Annotated in this window: 11 protein-coding genes; 4 read left to right on the top strand and 7 right to left on the bottom strand. The window is 50.4% G+C overall.

What is annotated here, in order from left to right; translation table 11 throughout:
- Positions 1-6 precede the first annotated feature (6 nt).
- From ACTJJJ_RS20740 to ACTJJJ_RS20720, 5 genes are all read right to left on the bottom strand, one after another.
- Positions 7-1,053, bottom strand: coding sequence for a SusE domain-containing protein (locus ACTJJJ_RS20740; RefSeq protein ID WP_440702890.1), 1,047 nt, complete (start codon positions 1,051-1,053; stop codon positions 7-9).
- A complete protein-coding gene (locus tag ACTJJJ_RS20735; protein ID WP_440702889.1) occupies positions 1,050-2,630 on the bottom strand; it encodes a RagB/SusD family nutrient uptake outer membrane protein in 1,581 nt (526 codons plus the stop codon). The genes ACTJJJ_RS20740 and ACTJJJ_RS20735 overlap by 4 nt, the downstream gene beginning before the upstream one ends.
- Positions 2,631-2,647: 17 nt before the next feature.
- The gene (locus tag ACTJJJ_RS20730) at positions 2,648-5,620 is read right to left on the bottom strand and encodes a SusC/RagA family TonB-linked outer membrane protein (RefSeq protein ID WP_440702888.1); all 2,973 of its coding nucleotides are present in this window, start codon (positions 5,618-5,620) and stop codon (positions 2,648-2,650) included.
- A 262-nt stretch (positions 5,621-5,882) separates the two neighbouring features.
- Positions 5,883-7,763, bottom strand: coding sequence for a helix-turn-helix domain-containing protein (locus ACTJJJ_RS20725; protein WP_440702887.1), 1,881 nt, complete (start codon positions 7,761-7,763; stop codon positions 5,883-5,885).
- Positions 7,764-7,815: 52 nt separating this feature from the next.
- Positions 7,816-8,967 carry a helix-turn-helix domain-containing protein gene (locus ACTJJJ_RS20720; protein WP_440702886.1) on the bottom strand — a complete coding sequence of 384 codons (1,152 nt, stop codon included), beginning with the start codon at positions 8,965-8,967 and terminating at the stop codon, positions 7,816-7,818.
- Between the two features lie 106 nt (positions 8,968-9,073).
- Here ACTJJJ_RS20720 and ACTJJJ_RS20715 point away from each other — a divergent pair, with 106 nt between their 5' ends.
- A complete protein-coding gene (locus ACTJJJ_RS20715; RefSeq protein ID WP_440702885.1) occupies positions 9,074-10,501 on the top strand; it encodes a S41 family peptidase in 1,428 nt (475 codons plus the stop codon).
- A gap of 31 nt (positions 10,502-10,532) precedes the next feature.
- Here ACTJJJ_RS20715 and ACTJJJ_RS20710 read toward each other — a convergent pair whose 3' ends face one another.
- Complete coding sequence (locus tag ACTJJJ_RS20710; protein ID WP_440702884.1) at positions 10,533-12,941, bottom strand: ABC transporter permease; 2,409 nt, start codon at positions 12,939-12,941, stop codon at positions 10,533-10,535.
- A 30-nt stretch (positions 12,942-12,971) separates the two neighbouring features.
- Entirely contained in the window at positions 12,972-14,435 is a 1,464-nt protein-coding gene (locus tag ACTJJJ_RS20705; RefSeq protein WP_440702883.1) for a serine hydrolase domain-containing protein, read from the bottom strand.
- 212 nt (positions 14,436-14,647) lie between these two features.
- Here ACTJJJ_RS20705 and ACTJJJ_RS20700 point away from each other — a divergent pair, with 212 nt between their 5' ends.
- The 3 genes from ACTJJJ_RS20700 (at position 14,648) to ACTJJJ_RS20690 (ending at position 18,423) form a co-directional block, all read left to right on the top strand.
- Positions 14,648-16,420, top strand: coding sequence for a BspA family leucine-rich repeat surface protein (locus ACTJJJ_RS20700; RefSeq protein ID WP_440702882.1), 1,773 nt, complete (start codon positions 14,648-14,650; stop codon positions 16,418-16,420).
- 200 nt (positions 16,421-16,620) lie between these two features.
- Positions 16,621-17,247 carry a sigma-70 family RNA polymerase sigma factor gene (locus ACTJJJ_RS20695; protein WP_188937602.1) on the top strand — a complete coding sequence of 209 codons (627 nt, stop codon included), beginning with the start codon at positions 16,621-16,623 and terminating at the stop codon, positions 17,245-17,247.
- An 87-nt stretch (positions 17,248-17,334) separates the two neighbouring features.
- Positions 17,335-18,423, top strand: coding sequence for a FecR family protein (locus tag ACTJJJ_RS20690; protein WP_440702881.1), 1,089 nt, complete (start codon positions 17,335-17,337; stop codon positions 18,421-18,423).
- The last annotated feature ends 215 nt before the right edge of the window (positions 18,424-18,638 follow it).

The following is an 18,638-nucleotide window of genomic DNA, read 5'->3' as shown; positions in this document are numbered from 1 at the left end:
GAGAAGCTACTTTTTAGTGACAGAATACGAATAGTTGCCTGCATTGCTCAGATTGAGGGTGATCTGGTAGGTCCCGGCGGCCTCGATGCGGATATTTCCATTGTCGAGCGTGTCGGGTATGCCGTCGGCATTGCCGTCACCGAACGCCAAGGTCCAGTCGTCATTTGCCCGGAACTTGATCTCTCCCGCCGTCAGGGCCAGTTCAGTCTTCCAAACCCCGTCTTTTGGATCGAAAGCAAGGTCCTGATCTTTATCCCAACCTCCTTTCGTAGCCGAGCCCAGAACGCCCCAGGCGGTCTTTAACGACGACCAGGTGCTTTTGTTCAAATCTACTTTGAGCAGGTAATAACCCGAACCTTTCTGGACAAGATTGCCGGTAGTTCCCAGTTTGCCGGGGCCGCCACTGCCATAATCGCCCTCATTCCAGTTGGGCGCATTGGTAAATTTGAATTCGGTGCTCTCTTCCGGGAAATACACATAACCCTCGAAGGTTTTGTCATCCTTCACAGAAACCAGCCTAGGTGCTTTCTCGGGAGCCCAGCCCTGATGACTGCCAGGGACATAGATCGCCGGATAAACTATTACGACAAAATAAGGTGTCACGGACAGATTCTTAGTTTCTGAAATGGCATCCATCCGCTTGGCGTCCGCGCCGAGGGACGATACCACACGCGCTTCTATATCTGCCTTTTGGCCGGCAACGAGTTTAAGCTTGTTAATCATCAGGCCGTTAATCTCCGAGGTGGTCAAGGCCCGTTTCAGGGAATTTCCCGCATCGATTTCAACCGGTTTCTGGAAATTGCTTCCCTTTTTATCAAACTGAATGGTATAACGGATCACGCTGGCAAAGCCGTAATCCACAGGCGTCCACGAAAGGACAACGGCTTCTTTGGCAGAATGCTCGCTGCTCAATGCGAGAACGGAGTTGTTTACCGACAACACAGGGACAGAGCCGGTGGTGGCGATGGCCTTGATTTCGTCTTTTTCGCAGGAGAAGAGCGCTGTAAATGCGATCAGGGCGAGGAAACCGGATAGTATGCTATTTTTCTTCATGGGTTTTGATTCAGGTTAGGGTTTGCGATCAGGTCGGTAGCCGGGATGGGGAAGAGATTGAAGCTTTCGGAAACACCTCTGCCTTCTTTTACTCCGCCTTTCCATGGCCATAAATAGCTGCCGGAAGTGAGTAGTCCATACCGGACAAGGTCTGTCCGGCGATGTGCCTCCCAATACAGTTCGCGGCCTCGTTCGTCGAGGATATCGTTGAGGCTGATAGCCGTCGCATTACCGCTCGCATTACCGAATGCACGCTCCCGCACTTTGTTGAAATAGGAGAGTGCGGTCGACTCACTACCGCCCGTTCCGCCGCGTTTGACGGCCTCGGCATAGGTCAGGTACATTTCCGCGAGCCGGAACAGCGGGAAATCGACCGATGAAAACGAGTTGCCCGTGGAAGGCACGATGGCACCGGCGCGCGTGATGTTCCTGAATTTGGTGATCGCCAGGCCATCGGTGAATAAGGCAGGATCATCCATTTCGATCTTCTGGCCAAAAAACATCGCGCGTTTATCTTTGTTTCCGCTGTAATCGCCAAAGCGCAATGGCAGGTTTTTCGTAGCGCGGTTGCCTCCCCACCCGCCATTGGGAATGCCAAACGACGACGGGTTCATGGCCGCATTGATCCCCGCATTGATAATGAAGGTAGTACCGCCATTGTTCTGTGTCTTGATCCCGTCATAATTGATCGATAGCAGCACTTCCGGATTGTTCAGATCATTATCCCCAAGAAACAGATGTTTGTATTCGGGCATCAGCGAGTAACCCGATTGAATTACCTTATCCGAGTAGGTAATCGCCTCCCCGTATTTCGCCTGGCCTTTGCCCAGATAAACTTCCGCATTCAGGTAAAGCCGCGCCAATAGCGCCCATGAAGCGGCCTTGTCTACACGGCCATATTCATTTTTACGCGGTTCGGCCAAAACAGGTTCCGCAGCTTTCAATTCCGACTCAATGTAGGCAAATAAGTCAGCGCGCTTGATTTGGGGCGGAATATACTTGCCTATCGGATCCGCCTCGGTTACGAACGGAGGGTTTCCAAAAAGGTCTATCAGTACCCAATACTGGAAAGCCCTCAGAAACCGGGCCTCGGCCCGGTACCGACGGATCTCGTCAGCCTCCCCGCCTGCGATTCTCCGGCTGGCTAATTTTTCGTCCGACGACTCACGGATGAATTCATTGCAGACGGTCACGTGAAAAAGGCTCCTGTTATAAAGTGCGCTCAAAAGCACATTGCTGGCCGTCCAGTTAAGGTTGTGAAAATCAGGAATGCCGGGGTCGTTCCACACGCAAACCGCTTCGTCGGTAGTAAGCTCCTGGGCGTTCCAGAAAAGCCGCAAAAAGTCGGCCTGGCCCGGATCGATACCCGCCAGGTCGGAAGCGTTGATACCGTTGTTACCCGCCAGTGCGAAGCTGCCGTATACCTTGGCGAGTACCTGCTTGTAGTCGGCAGGTGTTTTGTAGGCAATTTCGGCGGTTATGGAATTGGTTGGTGAAAGATTCAGGTCATTCGTGCAGGACGATGCTCCGCCTGCAATGATGACGGACGCTATCAGCGTTTTGTATAAGATATTCATAACTAATGAGTTTTGAATTAAAATTCCAGATTAAGGCCCAGTACGAAAGTTCTCGGCCTTGGATATAAATTGTAGTCGATACCGCCATTGATTTCCGGATCGAGGCCCTTGTAGCGGGTTACGACAAACACGTTCTGGCAACTGGCGTTGATTTTCAGGTTCATGCGGTTGCCCAAAATCCTGCCTGCATTGTAGCCGATACCCACATTGTCCATTCTCAGGAAGGAAGCATTTTGGACGTAGTAATCCGACTGGTAGCGGTTGTTGAAAAAGTTGGTATTGTAAATGTCGGTCGTGCTGTTTCCCAGAATGTTGTTGGGATTCAGGATGTTCCGCCGCACGCCAAAGTTGGAGGCCACATTATTGTAATTGTAGTTGCCGATGTTGGCCCGCAAAATGGTACTCAGGCTCCATTTCTGATAGGTCAGCTGCGTATTGAAACCAAACATAACCTTTGGGAACGGCGATTTGTAACGGTACTGGTCTTTCTGGTCAATGGCCCCGTCGCCGTTCAGATCGGCGTAAACGCCTTCCAGTGGTTTGCCCTCCTGATCGTATACCTGTTTGAAAACAAAATAAGAGAACGTGTTGTAGTTTACCGACTGGATCTGAATGCTCTGGCCGGTGCCTCCCGTGATTCCGCCCGCGAGATTTCCTGCGAATTCGGGGTCGTTGACGGCGGTGAGGTTAGTGATCTTGTTATTATTGTAGGTAACATTGAACCCGATATTCCAGGTTAGCTGGTCTTTGACAATGGGCGAGCCATTTACGGAGAATTCCACCCCCTTGTTTTCAATATTACCGACGTTGGTCAGGATTTGGTTGCTGAAATTCGAGCCAATCGGAACCGGAACGGTATTGAGCAGATTCTTCGTCTTCTTGTAATAAACATCCACGCTCCCCGAAAGCCGGTTGTTGAAAAAGCCGAAATCCAAACCGGCATTGGCCGTAGCCGTCTGTTCCCATTTGATGTTCTGATCGTAGGCAGCCGGGGCGGTCATGTTGTAAAAAGTGTTTCCGAACTGGTACTGGGACGCGTTGGAACTTACGGAGTAGATGCCCAGGTAAGAATAGTTGGCGATGCCATCCTGATTGCCCGTGACACCGTAGCTCAAACGAAGTTTCAGGTCGCTGAGCGCCTTGAAAGATTTGGTGAATTCCTCCTGGTTGAGCCTCCAAGTTAGCGCCACGGACGGGAATACCCCCCAGCGGTTTTCAGGTGAAAAGCGCGAAGAACCGTCCGTGCGTATCGAGCCAGCCAGAATGTACTTATCGTTGTAGGTGTAGATAAGCCGGCCATAGTACGAAATCAGCGTGTTTTCAGGAATATCGTAATCGAATTTTGGTTGAGAGCCTTCGATGATCTGCCCGTCGGCGCTGAAATTCGGGTAGAAGTAATTTTTGGTCGCGTTGTTGTAATAACCATAGCCCGCTGTCGCGCTCACGGAGCTTTTAATGCTGCTGATATCTTTCGCATAGGCCAGGTAAAACTCGGCCACCTTATTGTCGACCTTTTGTAAATAGCGGTTATTCTGTCCCCTGGTAGTGAAGTTTTGTGCGGCATATTCGGGGACAAATGTTGTCCCATGTCCTTTCGAAATGTCGTAACCCAGGTTAAGGTTCGCATGAAGATCGGGCAGGAAATGAAGTTTGTAGTCAAACTGCGCATTGCCGAAGCTGCGGGTAACGGTGCCGTTATTGTCTTGCTGGCGGATCAGCGCCACCGGGTTCCTTGGCGCATTGGGATTGAGGGTGATCTTTCCCGCATCGTCTTTGGTGACCCATTCGAAGTAGCCGCCAAAAGGACTCGACTCATCCATGATTGCCTGGGTAGGGTCAAACTGGACCGCGTTGATAATGGCCCCCTGGTTAGCGAAATGCGATCTGGTTTGCGCGCCTTTCAGGTTCAGGTCGATTCTGAGATGCTTGTTAAAGAGCCTCGGACTTACATTGATCGAAGCCGAAGGACGCTGCAACTTGTCGGTGATCAATATCCCGTTTTGTAGCAGGTAGCCCAGCGAGATTCTGTAAGGCGTATTTTTTAAAGCCCCCGAAACGCTCAGATTGTTGTCAGTACTCACCCCGGTACGATAGATTTCCTCCTGCCAATCGGTTTTTGAAGAACCCAGCAATGCTTTTTGTTCGTCCGTTCCATTCGTTTCGACGTAAGCCCTGAATTCATCGGCATTGAGCGCCTCCACCTTTTTGATGATTTTGGAAACGGCCGCCTGCGTACTGAAATGGATCACAGGGGTGCCGCTCTGTCCTTTTTTGGTGGTGATAAGGATAACGCCATTGGATGCCCGCGACCCGTAAATGGCTGTCGCGGATGCATCTTTCAGTACGGTGAAAGTTTCGATGTCATTTGGATTGATCAGGCTCAGCGGGTTAGGCGCACCGCTTAGGCTGCTGCCGCTGAGGGGTACGCCGTCGACGACGATCAGCGGATCGTTGCTCGCATTCAACGACGCGCCGCCCCGGATGCGGATGGTACTGCCAGAACCCGGCTGTCCGTTGTTCGAAGTGATAGAAACCCCTGCTACTTTGCCAACGATCAGTTGTTCGGGACTTTGAATATTCCCTTTTTGGAAATCCTTCGCAGAAATACTCGTGATGGAGCCTGTCAGCTCTTGCTTTTTCTGGGTACCGTAGCCGATGACCACCACCTCGGATAATTCCTTGGAGTTGTCGGCCAGCGCGACGTCGATCACCGACTCGTTTCCGAGATCCACCTCCCGCGTGAGCTTTCCCACGAAGCTAAAAACAAGCCTGGCCCCGGCCGGAACGCCGGATAGCGAATACCTTCCTTTTTCATCGGTTTGGGTACCTAATGCGCTGTTCTTGACAATGACGGTCACGCCGGGTAGAACTGAGCCGTCGTGCTCGTCGGTAACTTCTCCGGTGACGGTACTTTGGGCCCTTAATGCAAAATTCCCGAGAAGTAGCAAAAGGGCAAAACAGACTGTTTTCTGGTAAAGCTGTTTCATCATAAAGGGATAAAATGTGAGCGATTGCTTTTTAATACCTGATAGGTCTAACCGGCTAAATCCAATTATTTATCAAAATATTTCTGGCAAAACTACCTGCTTTCAGAGCCCTTGTCGTCCCACTTCACTGATCCGGCGTTTTTTTAAGTATTAGGGGTACTGTGTTGCATAATTATTTAGAATACAGCAGTTTATGAATAGTAAAATAGCGCCACTTTATAAAATGGCACTTATTTTCCTGATAATTTAAAATGAAAAAGGTCAATTATTCCTCCGGACGGCTAGCGTTGTAGTAGTCGCGGGGCGTCTGTCCGGTGATTTTTTTGAAGGACCGGTTGAATGCGGTTTTAGAATTAAAACCTACTTCGTAAGCAATGCTCAACAGGGTGTAGTTCTTGAACCTGGGGTTGTCGACCCGCTTCTTGAAATCGTCTATCCGGTAGGAGTTAATGAAGTCGAAGAAGTTCTTTTCGAACCCGTCGTTGATCACTCTTGACAGGATATGCTGAGATATTTTCAGCTTGCCTGCCAATTCGCTGAGGCTAAGTTTGGGGTTGGTGTAGGGCTTGTCTTTCGCCATGAATTCCTCCACTTGCCGTTTCAGCCCGGCAATGTCCTCTATTTGTTCGACCTTCCTGCTCCCCGAGCCTTCCGGGACCTCCTCGTCCGCCGCATTCGTTGCCGCCTCGAAAAGCGACTGGGGTTGAGAAGATAATTTGAAGATTTCCGGCTGGTGAATCGCGAAATAGCCTACAAAATAAGTAATCGTTGAAAAAGCCAGCCAGATGGCGTCCACGCTGCCCTCGACGATCTGGGTGACATTAAACCCAAACCAGTAACCCAGCCCGAGCATCACAAAAAGGAAGTACCATAACCCCAGGCAAAGCCCCTGGATGAACATGACGGTATTCAGGTAATGCAGGTTTTGTTCGTAAGAAAAATGACTTTGGTACTGCTCCCTGTAAAACCGGAAAGTTTTGCGGAAAAGGAACCAGAAATAGGTATTCCAGCCCAAAGCAAGCAAGCCTGTGCCGAGAAACACCCCGAAAAGTTTAGCGTCGCGGACAAGGAATTGCAGATGCAGCTCCCTATCGCTGATCAAAAAGAACGGCAAATAAACAAAGCATTGGAGCAATACCGGCAAAAAGAGGGCGAATTGCCTCACCGGCTTTTCAGAATGGTTGAAAAGCAGCTTTTGCAAGTAAATATAAAAGGCCGGCATGTACAGAAAGAGAATGAAATCCGGCAGGAGCAATATTTTACCAAAAGCCTGCGAAGCTTCGCGATAGCCTCCTATTGTCCGCAGCAGGATCATCAGCGAGGCTACGGCGATGGTAATTACCAGCCACCGGTTCGCCGCACGGTTATAGTTTTGCATCGAAGGGATCGCGATGATCAGCAGAATGCCCTGAAAGACGGCAAAAAGCAGTAACAGATCGTAAAGCGAATAGAAATGGAAAGAAGCAGAAAGGTCCTCCCAACCGTCTATTTCCACATTGATGGACGTATGATCGACTTTTGAATCGCGGTAGATTGTCCGGTTGGGGAGTGCTTTGCCGCTTTGCCGGCCCTCTATCGACTCCCAGCTACCCCGCGTGAACTTGTATTCAACCGGGTCTTTGTCGGTGTAAATGGTGGTCCTGTATGTGCCATCGACGTTCTTATAGACTTTGTAAAGCGGGTTGGCCGGTTCCCAGTTATTAAAATTACCGGAAATGAAAATCTGTGCGTCGTGAGGCGTGTTTTTGGGGAGACTATTGATAATGAATGTATAAACTATTTTTTTCTCCCACCCGCGTATATGAATGCGTACGAGATGCCTGTCTGCCTCCTTTGACGCGTCATAAATCCGGTCCGAAACAGGCTTTCCGGCCGAATCGCCCTCCACCATCGTCCAGTTTCCCTGCGTGATTTTGTACCCGAACTTCGGAGGAACTTTGGCGATATCGAGATAGTATTTGCCCGTCGGGTCCGTCTTGAACTTGTAATTGGGGTCACCGGGACTCCAGTTGTTCAGGTCCGAGGCCAGAAAAAGCGAGGAGCCAGGAGAGATAAGCGCCGGAGCCTCTGTAATTTCGATCCTCAGTTGGGCAAAAACAGCACTGGAAACCAACGCCAGGGCAATGGTTAATAAAATCCTATACATTCGTGAATGATTTCAGTACCGCAATATACGTCCCAGGCGTTTATGCGCGGGCCTATTTCTCCACACTTTCCCTATATCGCTTCACAAAGTCGGAAGGAGTGATCCCTTCCAGTTTTTTAAATACCTGATTAAAGGTGGCCTTCGAATTGAAGCCGCATTCGAGGGCGACTCCCAGAATGGACAAGTGATCGTTGGAAGGGTCCAGTACCTGCTTCTTGAATTCTTGCAGCCGGTACTGGTTGATGAACTCGAAAAAGTTGACACCAAATACCGTGTTGATCACCTGCGACAATTGATGTCGCGGGATGTTGAGCTGTGCGGCCAGGTCGCTGAGGGTCAGGTTATTATTCAGGTAGGGCTTTTGGGAATGCATCAACGCTTTGAGACGCTCCGCAATGTCGTCGCTAACCTGTCCGGTAAGACTGCTTTTGGCATATTTGGCAGCCGGTTCGGCCTGATCCGCCGGCAGTTGTCCGGCAGCAGCTTCGATCACGGGAGCGAGCGAGGTTTTTTCATTGAGGAGCTTGAATGCAATCCAGTACACGAGCATGACGACCAGTAAAAAATGGGACGGATAAATGCCGCTCAGGTAAGCCAGCCGGTACTTATGGGCGTAGAAGGTGACTACCGAAAAAAGCATGATCGAAAATACGATCCACAGGAATTCTTTCAGCCAGAGGATATCGATGAGCTCGCTGTTTGAAAAATACTCCGAGCGTTTCCTGATGTTGCGGTAAAACGCCGCCAATGCATAGGCAGTAAAACCTACGTGCATGAAATTGGTAAGGGTGTTCATCCAGCCAAAATCCGCCTGCGCTACAAGCCGGGCGTCGGCTAAATATGCTGTCTTTTCGACCGTGGGCAGCGCGAAGTAGGGTGTTAAAATGACCAGGTATATCAAAAAAGGAACGAGCGAAAGCAGCTGGCGGCGGTGCAGGCGGAAGTCCGGATCGGTAATACTTTGAGTAAGCAGCCAAATGAGCGGGCCATACAAAAGCGGCAGCAGCCAGGACAGCCTGCTGAAATGCGGGTAAGTTGTAAAAAGGCCCCGGACGTCCAGGCAGATCAGGAAAAGATGGAACATGACCACCAGGATCAGCATTGCCAGGATTCGGTTGGGCAACTGATTGGCCGTTTTCCGAAGTAATAGAAAAGCGAGGAAGCCGCCCTGGATGATCCCTGAAAGAAGGAGTGCTGTAATCAAGATTGCCGGGAGAATGTGCTAAAAGTGTACATTGAAGAGGTCTGAACTTGTCGGGAAAGACGACCCCTGCTTTGTTTCGACCCAAATTTGCGTAAAATTTTGAAAAATGAAACGCCGTATACTACTTACATTCCTCCTGCAACTTGTTACCTGCTTTGCAACCGGGGCACAATCCCTGCCCGGGAAAAAGATTTCTTCCGCCGCATTGCTCACAGACCTCGCCATGATCCGCTCGGCCGTGGTAGCCCTTCATCCGGGCCTCGGCCGCTTTGAGCTGCGTGAACGTTTTCTGCATTCGCTCGATTCCGTCAAAACCGTCGTCGCCGGTGCCGATTCTACAACTTTCGTGTCGTTTTTTAGGATGGTGAATCCCGTGCTGGCCCGACTTCGCTGCGGGCACACCAAATTCTTTGCGCCTATGAAAGAATTCCCGTTCTATTTTTTTACGGACAAACTGATACCAATGATTGTGCGTTTCGATAATTCCGACAGGTTGCTGGTGACGCATTCCAGCTATCCGCAGGCCCTCGGCAAGTACGTAATGCACATCAACGGGCAATCTATCGAATCGGTTTTACGTGCGTTACGCCCTCATATGATGGTCGACGGCTTCGTGCAATCATCTGCCGATGCACAGATCCAGCAGTATTTCAGCGCCTGGTATGCCGATTTTATCCAGGGCAGTACCGGGTCATTCTCAGTGGGCCTGACGGACGGCACCGAAACCAGTACGGTTATTGAAATGATGGGCATTAATCTCGGTGCGTGGCAGGCACTTAATCGGAAGAACTCCTACTTAACCGGCTTCAATCAGCTCGACTTTCCATCGGATACGGTGGCCCGTCTCCGGATCGCGAACTTCTATTCAAGCGAAGGCGACAAGCATTTCAGGCACTTTCTGGATTCGGTATTTACCGAGATCGGCAGTCGGCCGGTACGTCAGCTGATTATTGATGTGAGGGGCAATGAAGGCGGTAACGATGCCCTCGGGAAGCATCTTTATGCCCACATCGCAACGAAGGATTTCCGGTATTACGACCGCATCGAAGTGAAAGTAAAACGCAAAAAAGATGTTCCGGATCGCGGGCATGTGTACCTGCCGCGGTTTCTTGGTCTGGCCAGGCTGGTTATCAAAAAAGACTCCCAGGGTAGGCTGGTGTTCAAAAAACACCAGAACTTTGGCACACATCACCCACGCCGCGGCGCTTACACGGGAAAGGTCGTGTTCCTGATGGACGGCCTGAGCTATTCGGTAACATCGGAATTTCTGGCCGTGGCACGCGACGAGAACCGGGGCGTGTTCATGGGCGAGGAATCCGGAGGGACCTACCAGGGCGACAACAGCGGAACGTTCGCTATATATAAATTGCCCTCTACCGGGCTTGATTTGGGCATCCCGCTCGGCGGATACTACTCGGCCGTGAAGCCCGAGCCGACGCCCGGGCGCGGGATATTGCCCGACGTTACCATTAAGCCGTCACGGGAAGACCTGCTCACCGGCACCGACCCAGCCAATGCGTTTCTTGTCAGGTAAAGTTGCCAATCGGCATTAAGAGCAGGCATGCCTATTCCGTGCGCAAGCTCTTTACAGGGTCTAGCAAGGCGGTGCGAACAGCCTGGTAACTCACTGTAATGAGCGTGATTGCGAGCGTTCCCAGGCTCGCAATCATGAAAATCCACCAGGAAATCTGGGTGTGATAGGCATATTTCTCCAACCAGCGATCCATCAGATACCATGCAATGGGTGTAGCTAGCAGGCAAGAAACCGCCACCAGAATGATAAAATCGCCCGAAAGCAACTGCCATAAGCTGGCAACCGACGCGCCGAGCACTTTGCGTATCCCTATTTCTTTCGTCCGCTGTTCCGCTATGAAAGAGGCCATTCCGAAAAGACCGAGGCAGCTGATGAAAATGGCCAAGCCTGTAAATATGGCTGCCAGCTTGCTGATCCGTTCTTCGGCTGCAAATTTCAAAGCATATTCCTGGTCCGCAAACTGAAAGCTAAACGGTGAGTCGGGACTGTACTTTTTGAAAGTAGCTTCAATGTTTTTCAATGCCGAACTCGCGTTAGCTCCCGGGTTGAGCCTCGCCGTCACAAACCGGCCGCCTTTGGGATGAATGAAAAATATCGACTTTTTGACGGGGTCGTAAGGTGATTCCATAAGCATGTCCCTGATCACGCCAATGATCCTGAAACGCCTTCCATCCCAGGTTACGGTTTCGCCGATCGCGTCGTTCAAATCGCGTTTTCCGAGGCCCATAAATTTCACTGCCGCTTCGTTGACGACAAACCCGGCGGAGTCCGAGGATAAGGTTCTGGTAAAATCGCGCCCGGCGATAAAGCTCCACCCGACTGTTTTTCCAAAACCATGTGAAATACCAATTGTCGCAAACTCGGAATGCAGGCCGGGATCTTTGCCTTTCCAGTCGAAGCCTACATTTGCCGAAAAAACCTCGGTAGGCGGGGAAGCCGACTCTGCTATCGAGGTTACGCTTCCTGTTTTGACGAGATCGTCCAGCACCGCATCGAAATGCCCATGGATGTCCTTGTTGTTTACCAGCATGGTCACGAGGCCTTGCCTAGTATAGCCGATAGGGCGGTTTTTCGCATGAAGAATTTGCCTGTAAACAACCACTGTCCCGATCATCAGCATGACTGAAACCGTAAATTGAACAACTACCAGAATTTTTCGCGGCAGGGTCGCCCGCATTCCCGAAGAGCTCCATTTGCCTTTTAGTGCCTTAATAGGTTGAAATGAAGATAGATAGAAAGCAGGGTAGGAGCCTGCCACGAAGCCAGTCAGAAGTGCGAAAGCGGCTGCACCCGCGAGAAAGATCGGGTCGTTCCAGGGAATTAGTATTTGCTTGTCGGCAATTTCATTGAAAGCCGGCAAAGCGAGGCGGGTCAATGCCAGCGAGAGGACGAAGGCAAACGATACAACCAGGAAAGATTCACTGAAAAACTGGCCCACCAATTGCCGCTGCAAGGAACCGATCGCCTTTCGGATTCCGACTTCCCTGGCACGTTTTCCCGAACGCGCCGTACTCAGGTTCATGAAATTGATACAAGCCAGCAGCAGCACAAATACGCCGATCGTGCCAAAAAGCCACACAAATTCAATACGACCTCCAACGTTTTTTCCGTTCTCCCACTCCGAATACAAGTGCCAGCGACGCATGGGATGCAGCAGGATTTGGGGCTTGAATTTCAACTCGTCTCCGCTGACTTTTCGGAGCTTGATGTCCCGGATTTTCTCGGAAACTGCATTTACATCACTGTTTTCTGATAGCTGCACCAGGATCTGAAAAGAACTGTTTTCCCATTCATTGTTTTCCAATGCCCCTTTCACCCATTCGGTAGAGGAAGCAAACAAGTCGAATGGCGCTATGAAAGCCAGGTCATGAAATTCGGAACTGTAAGGAATATCCTCGTAAACCCCTACCACCTTCACATCCAGGTTCTGATCGATCTTCAACATCTTGTCCACCGGGTTGGAATGTTTGAAAATTGCTTTGGCAGTCGATTCGGAGAGCAGTATTGTTGCGGGATCGCTTAGCCCCGACGCGCTTCCTTCGATTATTTTCAGAGATAGCATTTCTGCCGCGCCTGCCGACATGAAATTGCCCGGCTTTGTAAAACTGGTCCCGTCATAGGCCAGGGCGTGCCTTTGCACCCAGGAAGTAAACACTACCCGTTCGAAATCTGCTCCGAAGTTGGTTTTGAGCTCCTTGAACAACGGCGCGGGGACATTACCGCCCGTGTTAATTTCACCGTCGAGGGTTTGCTGCTGCATTACCCGCGCAATCCGTTCGTAGTTTTGATGGTATTTGTTGTAGGAAAATTCATCATAGATCCACAGGCCGATCAGCATGGCAACCGTCATCCCCACCGCAAGCCCTCCGATATTAACTACCGAGTAAGTCTTGTTCCCGGCAAGGTTACGCCAGGCTATCTTGAAATAATTGCGAAACATGATGATTCGAGTTGAATTGTTTACAAATGATCACCTGAATGAAGGAATAACAACACTTTCCATGTTCTTCCAGGTAATGCTATGGGAGCCGTTGTTGTCGGTGGGGTTGTGGTGGAATGTGAGCACCACCAGGTCGAGATCCGGAACGATATACAGCATTTGCCCTCCATAACCGGCCGCATATATGACCGGGAACGCGTTGACACCGGTCCTGGCCGTTCCGCGCCACCATTGGTAGCCGTAGCCAAAGTCCTTGTTCTCTTTGGTAATTGGCAGGACAAACGCCGTGCTTTCTTTGATCCAGTCTTTGGAAACAACCTGTTGGCCATTCCATTTTCCGCTGTCGAGCACCATCTGTCCGATTTTCAGCAGATCCCTTGGCCGGAGGAACAGCCCGCCGCCGGTGTGCACTTTACCGCCCAGGATAGTCCAGGCGAAATGATCTATGCCCAGGGACTTGAAAAGTGTTTCCCTGGCGTAGGTATCGGCCGGCTTTCCCGTGGCATTCAATAAAACACCGCCCAAAAGGATCGATAGGCCGCTATTGTATTCGAACCTGCTGCCCGGCTTGTCCACCGGGTCGGGTTTTTTGGATAAAACATATTTGTACAGATCGCTGCTCTGGTTCATCCGCACGGCGTCATTTTTGGGGTCGGAATACGGAATGTCCTCCGTCCAGTCCAGGGCTGCGGACATTGTCAGCGCATGCCGCAAAGTCGGCGATGAGGTGCTTTTTTCGGTAGAGTCGGCGTATTGTGGGAAATAGCTTTTCAATGGCTTGTCCAGATTTTTGATCAGGCCCTGGTCGTGCGCGATGCCGAACAGGAGTGATGTTACACTTTTGGTAGCCGACTGGATGCTGTGCAGCCGCTCCCGGCCGCCCAGGTAGAAGTATTCTTGGAGGACCAGCTCACCATGCTGGGCTACCAGAAAGGCGTCGAGGCCGTGGAATTTTCCTTGCAGAATTTGGTCGAACAGCTCATTCAATGGTTCCGAACCCACCACTGTTTTAGGCAACGGCCCTACCCGCCAGCCATCGCCGGTTGCCATTGGAGGCTGGTATTTCCAGCTTTTCACGGGCTGGCCGTCTTTGCCGGTCCGGGCAGGTACCTGGGCCGACCAATGCGAAAATTTGGTAAATGTCAAATTTTCAGGCTTTTGTCCAGGGAGGCTCAGCACACCTTTGATCGTCTTTTTGTCACCGGAAAGCGCACCTTTAAATGCCGCCCCGCCGCCGAGGTTCAGCTCGACCTTCGAATCCCGCACGATGACAGCTTGCAGCTCGCTGGCCGCCATCAGTTCCGGTATCTCGAACCGCCCGCTCCATTTGCCCGTGATTTCCTGACTCAGCTGGATGTCCAGCGCGCTTCGAAATCCGGGGATTGTCTCCAATTCGGTGTGCCATATGCCAACGAGCTCGTGCCCACCGGGCAAACATGCGGTGGTAAGCAACAGAACCCAAATGAATTTGGCGTATTGGCGGATTGATTTCAAGTGGCTGAGACGGTCGGATAACGTGCAAAATGTAACCAATTAATACAAAGAAATAAAATAATGTTTGTCTTCAATACCCCCTCCCGGTCGCCGTATATGTGTCCGTCGCGATTATTCGACAGTCGTATAGTTTTAATGAGTACGTCATAATATGGGGCATCGAATATCTTCGATGCGTTAAACAGCCAACAGAAAAGCTAACCAGACGTTATATGATACAGATCTTTCCTAAAACCAAATATGCCCTCCCCGGCCGCCTCTTTCGGTTTGTCTTGATTTTCCTCGCATTGTTTGATAACACACCCTTACGTGCCCAGATTGCCCCATCCGATTTCGTTTTCGTTTGCAAGACGAGTGATCTACTCGGGTTTGAAAAGGGGATAATAATCGATGCACAAGGTGACTATACTATTTACTATGAGAGCATTCCTGCCGGCATTTCCGGATCAATTCCTGGCGTTCATACAGACTATACCGGACTGCAGATGCCAGCTCCGGGTACTTATCGTCTTGCTATCAGGCCCGTTGGCGCTACACCCTTCCATAGGATTCTTTCTAATAGTTCTTTTCAAGACGTGTTAGCCATAGAACAATGGGGCACAGCAGTATGGTCAACTTTTGAAAGAGCGTTCATCAACTACACGACGTTATCCGCCATTTCCGCGACAGACGCGCCCGTGTTGACCAACGTTACGAATATGTCTGCCATGTTTGCAGGCTGTACCGGTCTTGTCAGCGCACCCAATATCAATAACTGGGATGTAAGCCATGTAACCAACATGAGGGAAATGTTCTACAATGCCCGGGCGTTTAACGAGCCGCTCGGTAATTGGGACGTCAGTAATGTAACTGATATGTTCTCCCTTTTTTTTGCCGCAACAGTTTTCAATCAGCCACTCAATAGCTGGGATGTAAGTAATGTGGCCAATTTCGGCGGGATGTTTTATTATGCCAGTTCGTTTGATCAACCGCTCGACAGCTGGAGTGTGAGCACGGCTACTGATATGAACAGCATGTTTACATTCGCATCGGCGTTCAACCAACCCCTTAACGGCTGGGATGTAAGTAACGTAACCACAACCCAATATATGTTCTACGGCGCGCCGGCCTTTAATCAATCCCTTGATGCCTGGGATATGAGCAAGGTGACCGCAGCCCATTATATGTTCAATGGCGCGGCCGCATTTAACCAAAATTTAGGTAAATGGGCATTGAACAGCGCAGTAAACATCGACCATATGTTTACCGGCAGCGGTATCGATTGCGCGCATTACAGCAGTACCCTTATCGGCTGGGGAACCAATGCGGCAACCCCTGCCGGCCTGACGTTAACGGCAACTGGTTTAACCTATGGGTCAGATGCATCTGCGGCAAGGGAGTCCCTCGTTACCAGTAAGAACTGGACTATCTCCGGCGACAATTTCGACGTAACCTGCGTCAGTTTGCCTGTCACACTGGTTTCTTTCGATGCAAGCAGGCTGGAATCGTCGTCGGTGCTCACGTGGGCAACGACCGAAGAAACCAACAGCGACCGCTTTGAAATTCAGCGTAGCGGCGACGGTCAGGGCTGGCGCCAGATCGGAGTGCAGGCTTCAAGCGGAGAAAGCACAGTGCTTAGAACTTATATTTTTGAAGATAGGGCACCGGGGAGGGGCCTGAACTATTACCGGTTGAAAATGGTCGACCGCGCGGTAGAGGGCAGGGACGGCTCGTTTGCATACAGCCGTATCCAGCGCGTCGATTTTGGCGATACTTTTCAAGTGCGCATCTATCCTAACCCAGCCAGCGGCAGGCTATTTCTTGACAATTACGCGGCCGTCGAATCTGTTGTTTTGTACAATGTGGCGGGGTTTAAATTGCTGGAAAGCAAAAAGATGACTGCGCAAGGGATTGACATCGGTACGGCAGAACCCGGGCTCCACACTATCAAGCTGGTTTTCGCGGACGGTTCAACAAAAATGAGCAAGGTGATCATCACGAAATAGCGGGTCCCCGGATCCAATGTGTACGCTATCCCCCTTGCATGTCCATCGGGTTGCGTGGAGGCGAAAGCCATTGCGCACAACCCGATGGATTTTCTTTGTATATTTTCAATATTTTTTGCAATTAAATAAAGCGTGTTTGATTGAAATCCTTTTCTTTGTCAAAAAACTTCACATCATTTATCCAACGGAGATCGACCGGGATGTCTACTTTTACGAGAGCTGAATCAGATTTGAGTGCTGAACTGCATATCTGGCATCGTTTCAGGCAAGGGGATATGCAGGCTTTTCAGTCGCTGTACCAACGCCATGTTAAGAGTCTGACCAGCTACGGCCACCGGCTTACGCCCGACAGGCAGTTGCTCGAAGATGCAATACACGACCTTTTCATCGACCTTTGGCGTAGAAAAGAGCATCTCAACGATGCGGACAACATCCGGTTTTACCTCTTCCGCGCATTGCGTAACCGGCTTTCACGCAATGGGAGAAACAATATTTTTGAGCAAGCCGAAGATATCGACGGGTTCCTGGATTATCTGGTGGCGCTTTCCAGTGAGCAACAGCACATCGATTCTGAGGGCGCGGATGTTCGTACGCAACGCGTGCGCCACGCGGTCGGGAGCCTTTCCGACCGGCAAAAAGAGGTCATTAACCTGCGTTTTTACCACGGAATGAGCCTCGACGAAATATCGGAGCTGATGGGTTTGTCCAAGCAAGGCGTAAGCAACCTGCTCTATAAAGCCTATGCTGTGCTGCGCACAAGGCTCGGCGAATTGACCATCCTCTCGCTGCTGGTGCCCATGGGCGAAATGCAAGCATGGATCGTGTAAATGATTTTGAGAAAAATGCTGGAAGATAGGTTAGTTTTCAACCATTGTTGCACCTGTTAATTGTGCGCGTACCATTTATCCCTGACCATGAATGATGAAAGTTTAAATATTGAGGATCTGTTAAGTAATGATTCTTTCATAACCTGGGTGCTGCAAGATGATGATGCATTGTTGTGGGAAGAATTTGTCCGCGCTAATCCCGACAAAAAAGAACTGCTGGAAAAGGCTTCGAAAATCGTGCTGGACCTGCACCGGGCCGAGCGGGAAGCGGTACCTTCTATAGATGAGCAGAAACTTTGGGCAAGGATTGAATCCACGGCAGAGAGCCGGGAGGAGCCGTTCGTGCCGGCAACTCCGGGGAAGAAACTTTTCAAAATGTTCCTGATCGCGGCTTGCGTGTTGCTCATCGCTGCATTTGGTGTTTTTCAAACCATGCGGACAGACCGGAAACGGGTTACCTACAAAGAACTGCTTACCCACGCAAAAGTGGAAAACCAGCTTGTTGAAAAGCAAAACCAGGGCAATGAGGCTATGGAAGTACGCCTGGAAGACGGAACCGTCATTACGTTAGGTAAAAATAGTAAACTGAGCTATCCCACACATTTCCAAAAACAGAAGCGCGAGGTTTTCCTTAGCGGAGAGGCATTTTTTAATGTGACCAAAGATCCTTTCCGTCCATTCCTGGTTTACGCCAACGAGACGGTGACGAAGGTGCTGGGAACGAGCTTCGAGATCAGGGCATTTGAGAACAGCAAGGATGTGACCGTGCATGTCAGGACCGGGCGGGTTTCGGTGTACAAGCAGAGCCGGATTCAGACGGGCGATCCGGAAACAACCGGGTTGGTATTGTTGCCTAATCAGAAAGGGACGTTTAACCGCGACAGTGAAATGCTGGTCAAAAACCTGGTGGAAGAACCATTGCCGATCGCTCCGATTGCTGAGACGAAAAAGATCCGGTTCGATGAGGTGCCGGCAACCGAAGTTTTTGCTGAAATGGAGAAGGTATATGGCGTGCAGATCCTCTGCGACCATGAGCTATTATCCAAATGCATTATCTCGACCTCTATCCGTAACGAATCGCTGTACGATAACCTGGATGTGATCTGCCGCACGATAGGCGGTACCTACAAGGAAATCGACGCGCAGATTGTGATCGATGCAAAAGGTTGTTTCTGATGGCGGAAAGGTCCCGGTTTCCGCTCAGGTAGTGGATTTCTTCGATAATTGATAAAAAAACAAAAAATAATTTCGTTACAAGGGTTAGTTTTTTCCAGAGCCTGTACCTGTATAAATAGAGCGGCCGGACGTTTCCGGCGCTACCCATTGCAAAACATGTTTTCGTTGCCCATACCGGTCATCCGGCACCGGATAGCTATGTCTTTTTTTCGCAA

It is taken from the genome of Dyadobacter sp. 22481, assembly GCF_052044875.1.
Lineage (GTDB): Bacteria > Bacteroidota > Bacteroidia > Cytophagales > Spirosomataceae > Dyadobacter > Dyadobacter endophyticus.
This window is presented reverse-complemented; position numbering and strand designations above follow the sequence as displayed.

Coding starts and splice junctions, on each gene's coding strand:
- ACTJJJ_RS20710 (WP_440702884.1), bottom strand. CDS start 12,941: ATGTTTCGCAATTATTTCAAGATAGCCTGGCGTAACCTTGCCGGGAAC.
- ACTJJJ_RS20715 (WP_440702885.1), top strand. CDS start 9,074: ATGAAACGCCGTATACTACTTACATTCCTCCTGCAACTTGTTACCTGC.
- ACTJJJ_RS20695 (WP_188937602.1), top strand. CDS start 16,621: ATGTCTACTTTTACGAGAGCTGAATCAGATTTGAGTGCTGAACTGCAT.
- ACTJJJ_RS20740 (WP_440702890.1), bottom strand. CDS start 1,053: ATGAAGAAAAATAGCATACTATCCGGTTTCCTCGCCCTGATCGCATTT.
- ACTJJJ_RS20735 (WP_440702889.1), bottom strand. CDS start 2,630: ATGAATATCTTATACAAAACGCTGATAGCGTCCGTCATCATTGCAGGC.
- ACTJJJ_RS20730 (WP_440702888.1), bottom strand. CDS start 5,620: ATGATGAAACAGCTTTACCAGAAAACAGTCTGTTTTGCCCTTTTGCTA.
- ACTJJJ_RS20690 (WP_440702881.1), top strand. CDS start 17,335: ATGAATGATGAAAGTTTAAATATTGAGGATCTGTTAAGTAATGATTCT.
- ACTJJJ_RS20725 (WP_440702887.1), bottom strand. CDS start 7,763: ATGTATAGGATTTTATTAACCATTGCCCTGGCGTTGGTTTCCAGTGCT.
- ACTJJJ_RS20700 (WP_440702882.1), top strand. CDS start 14,648: ATGATACAGATCTTTCCTAAAACCAAATATGCCCTCCCCGGCCGCCTC.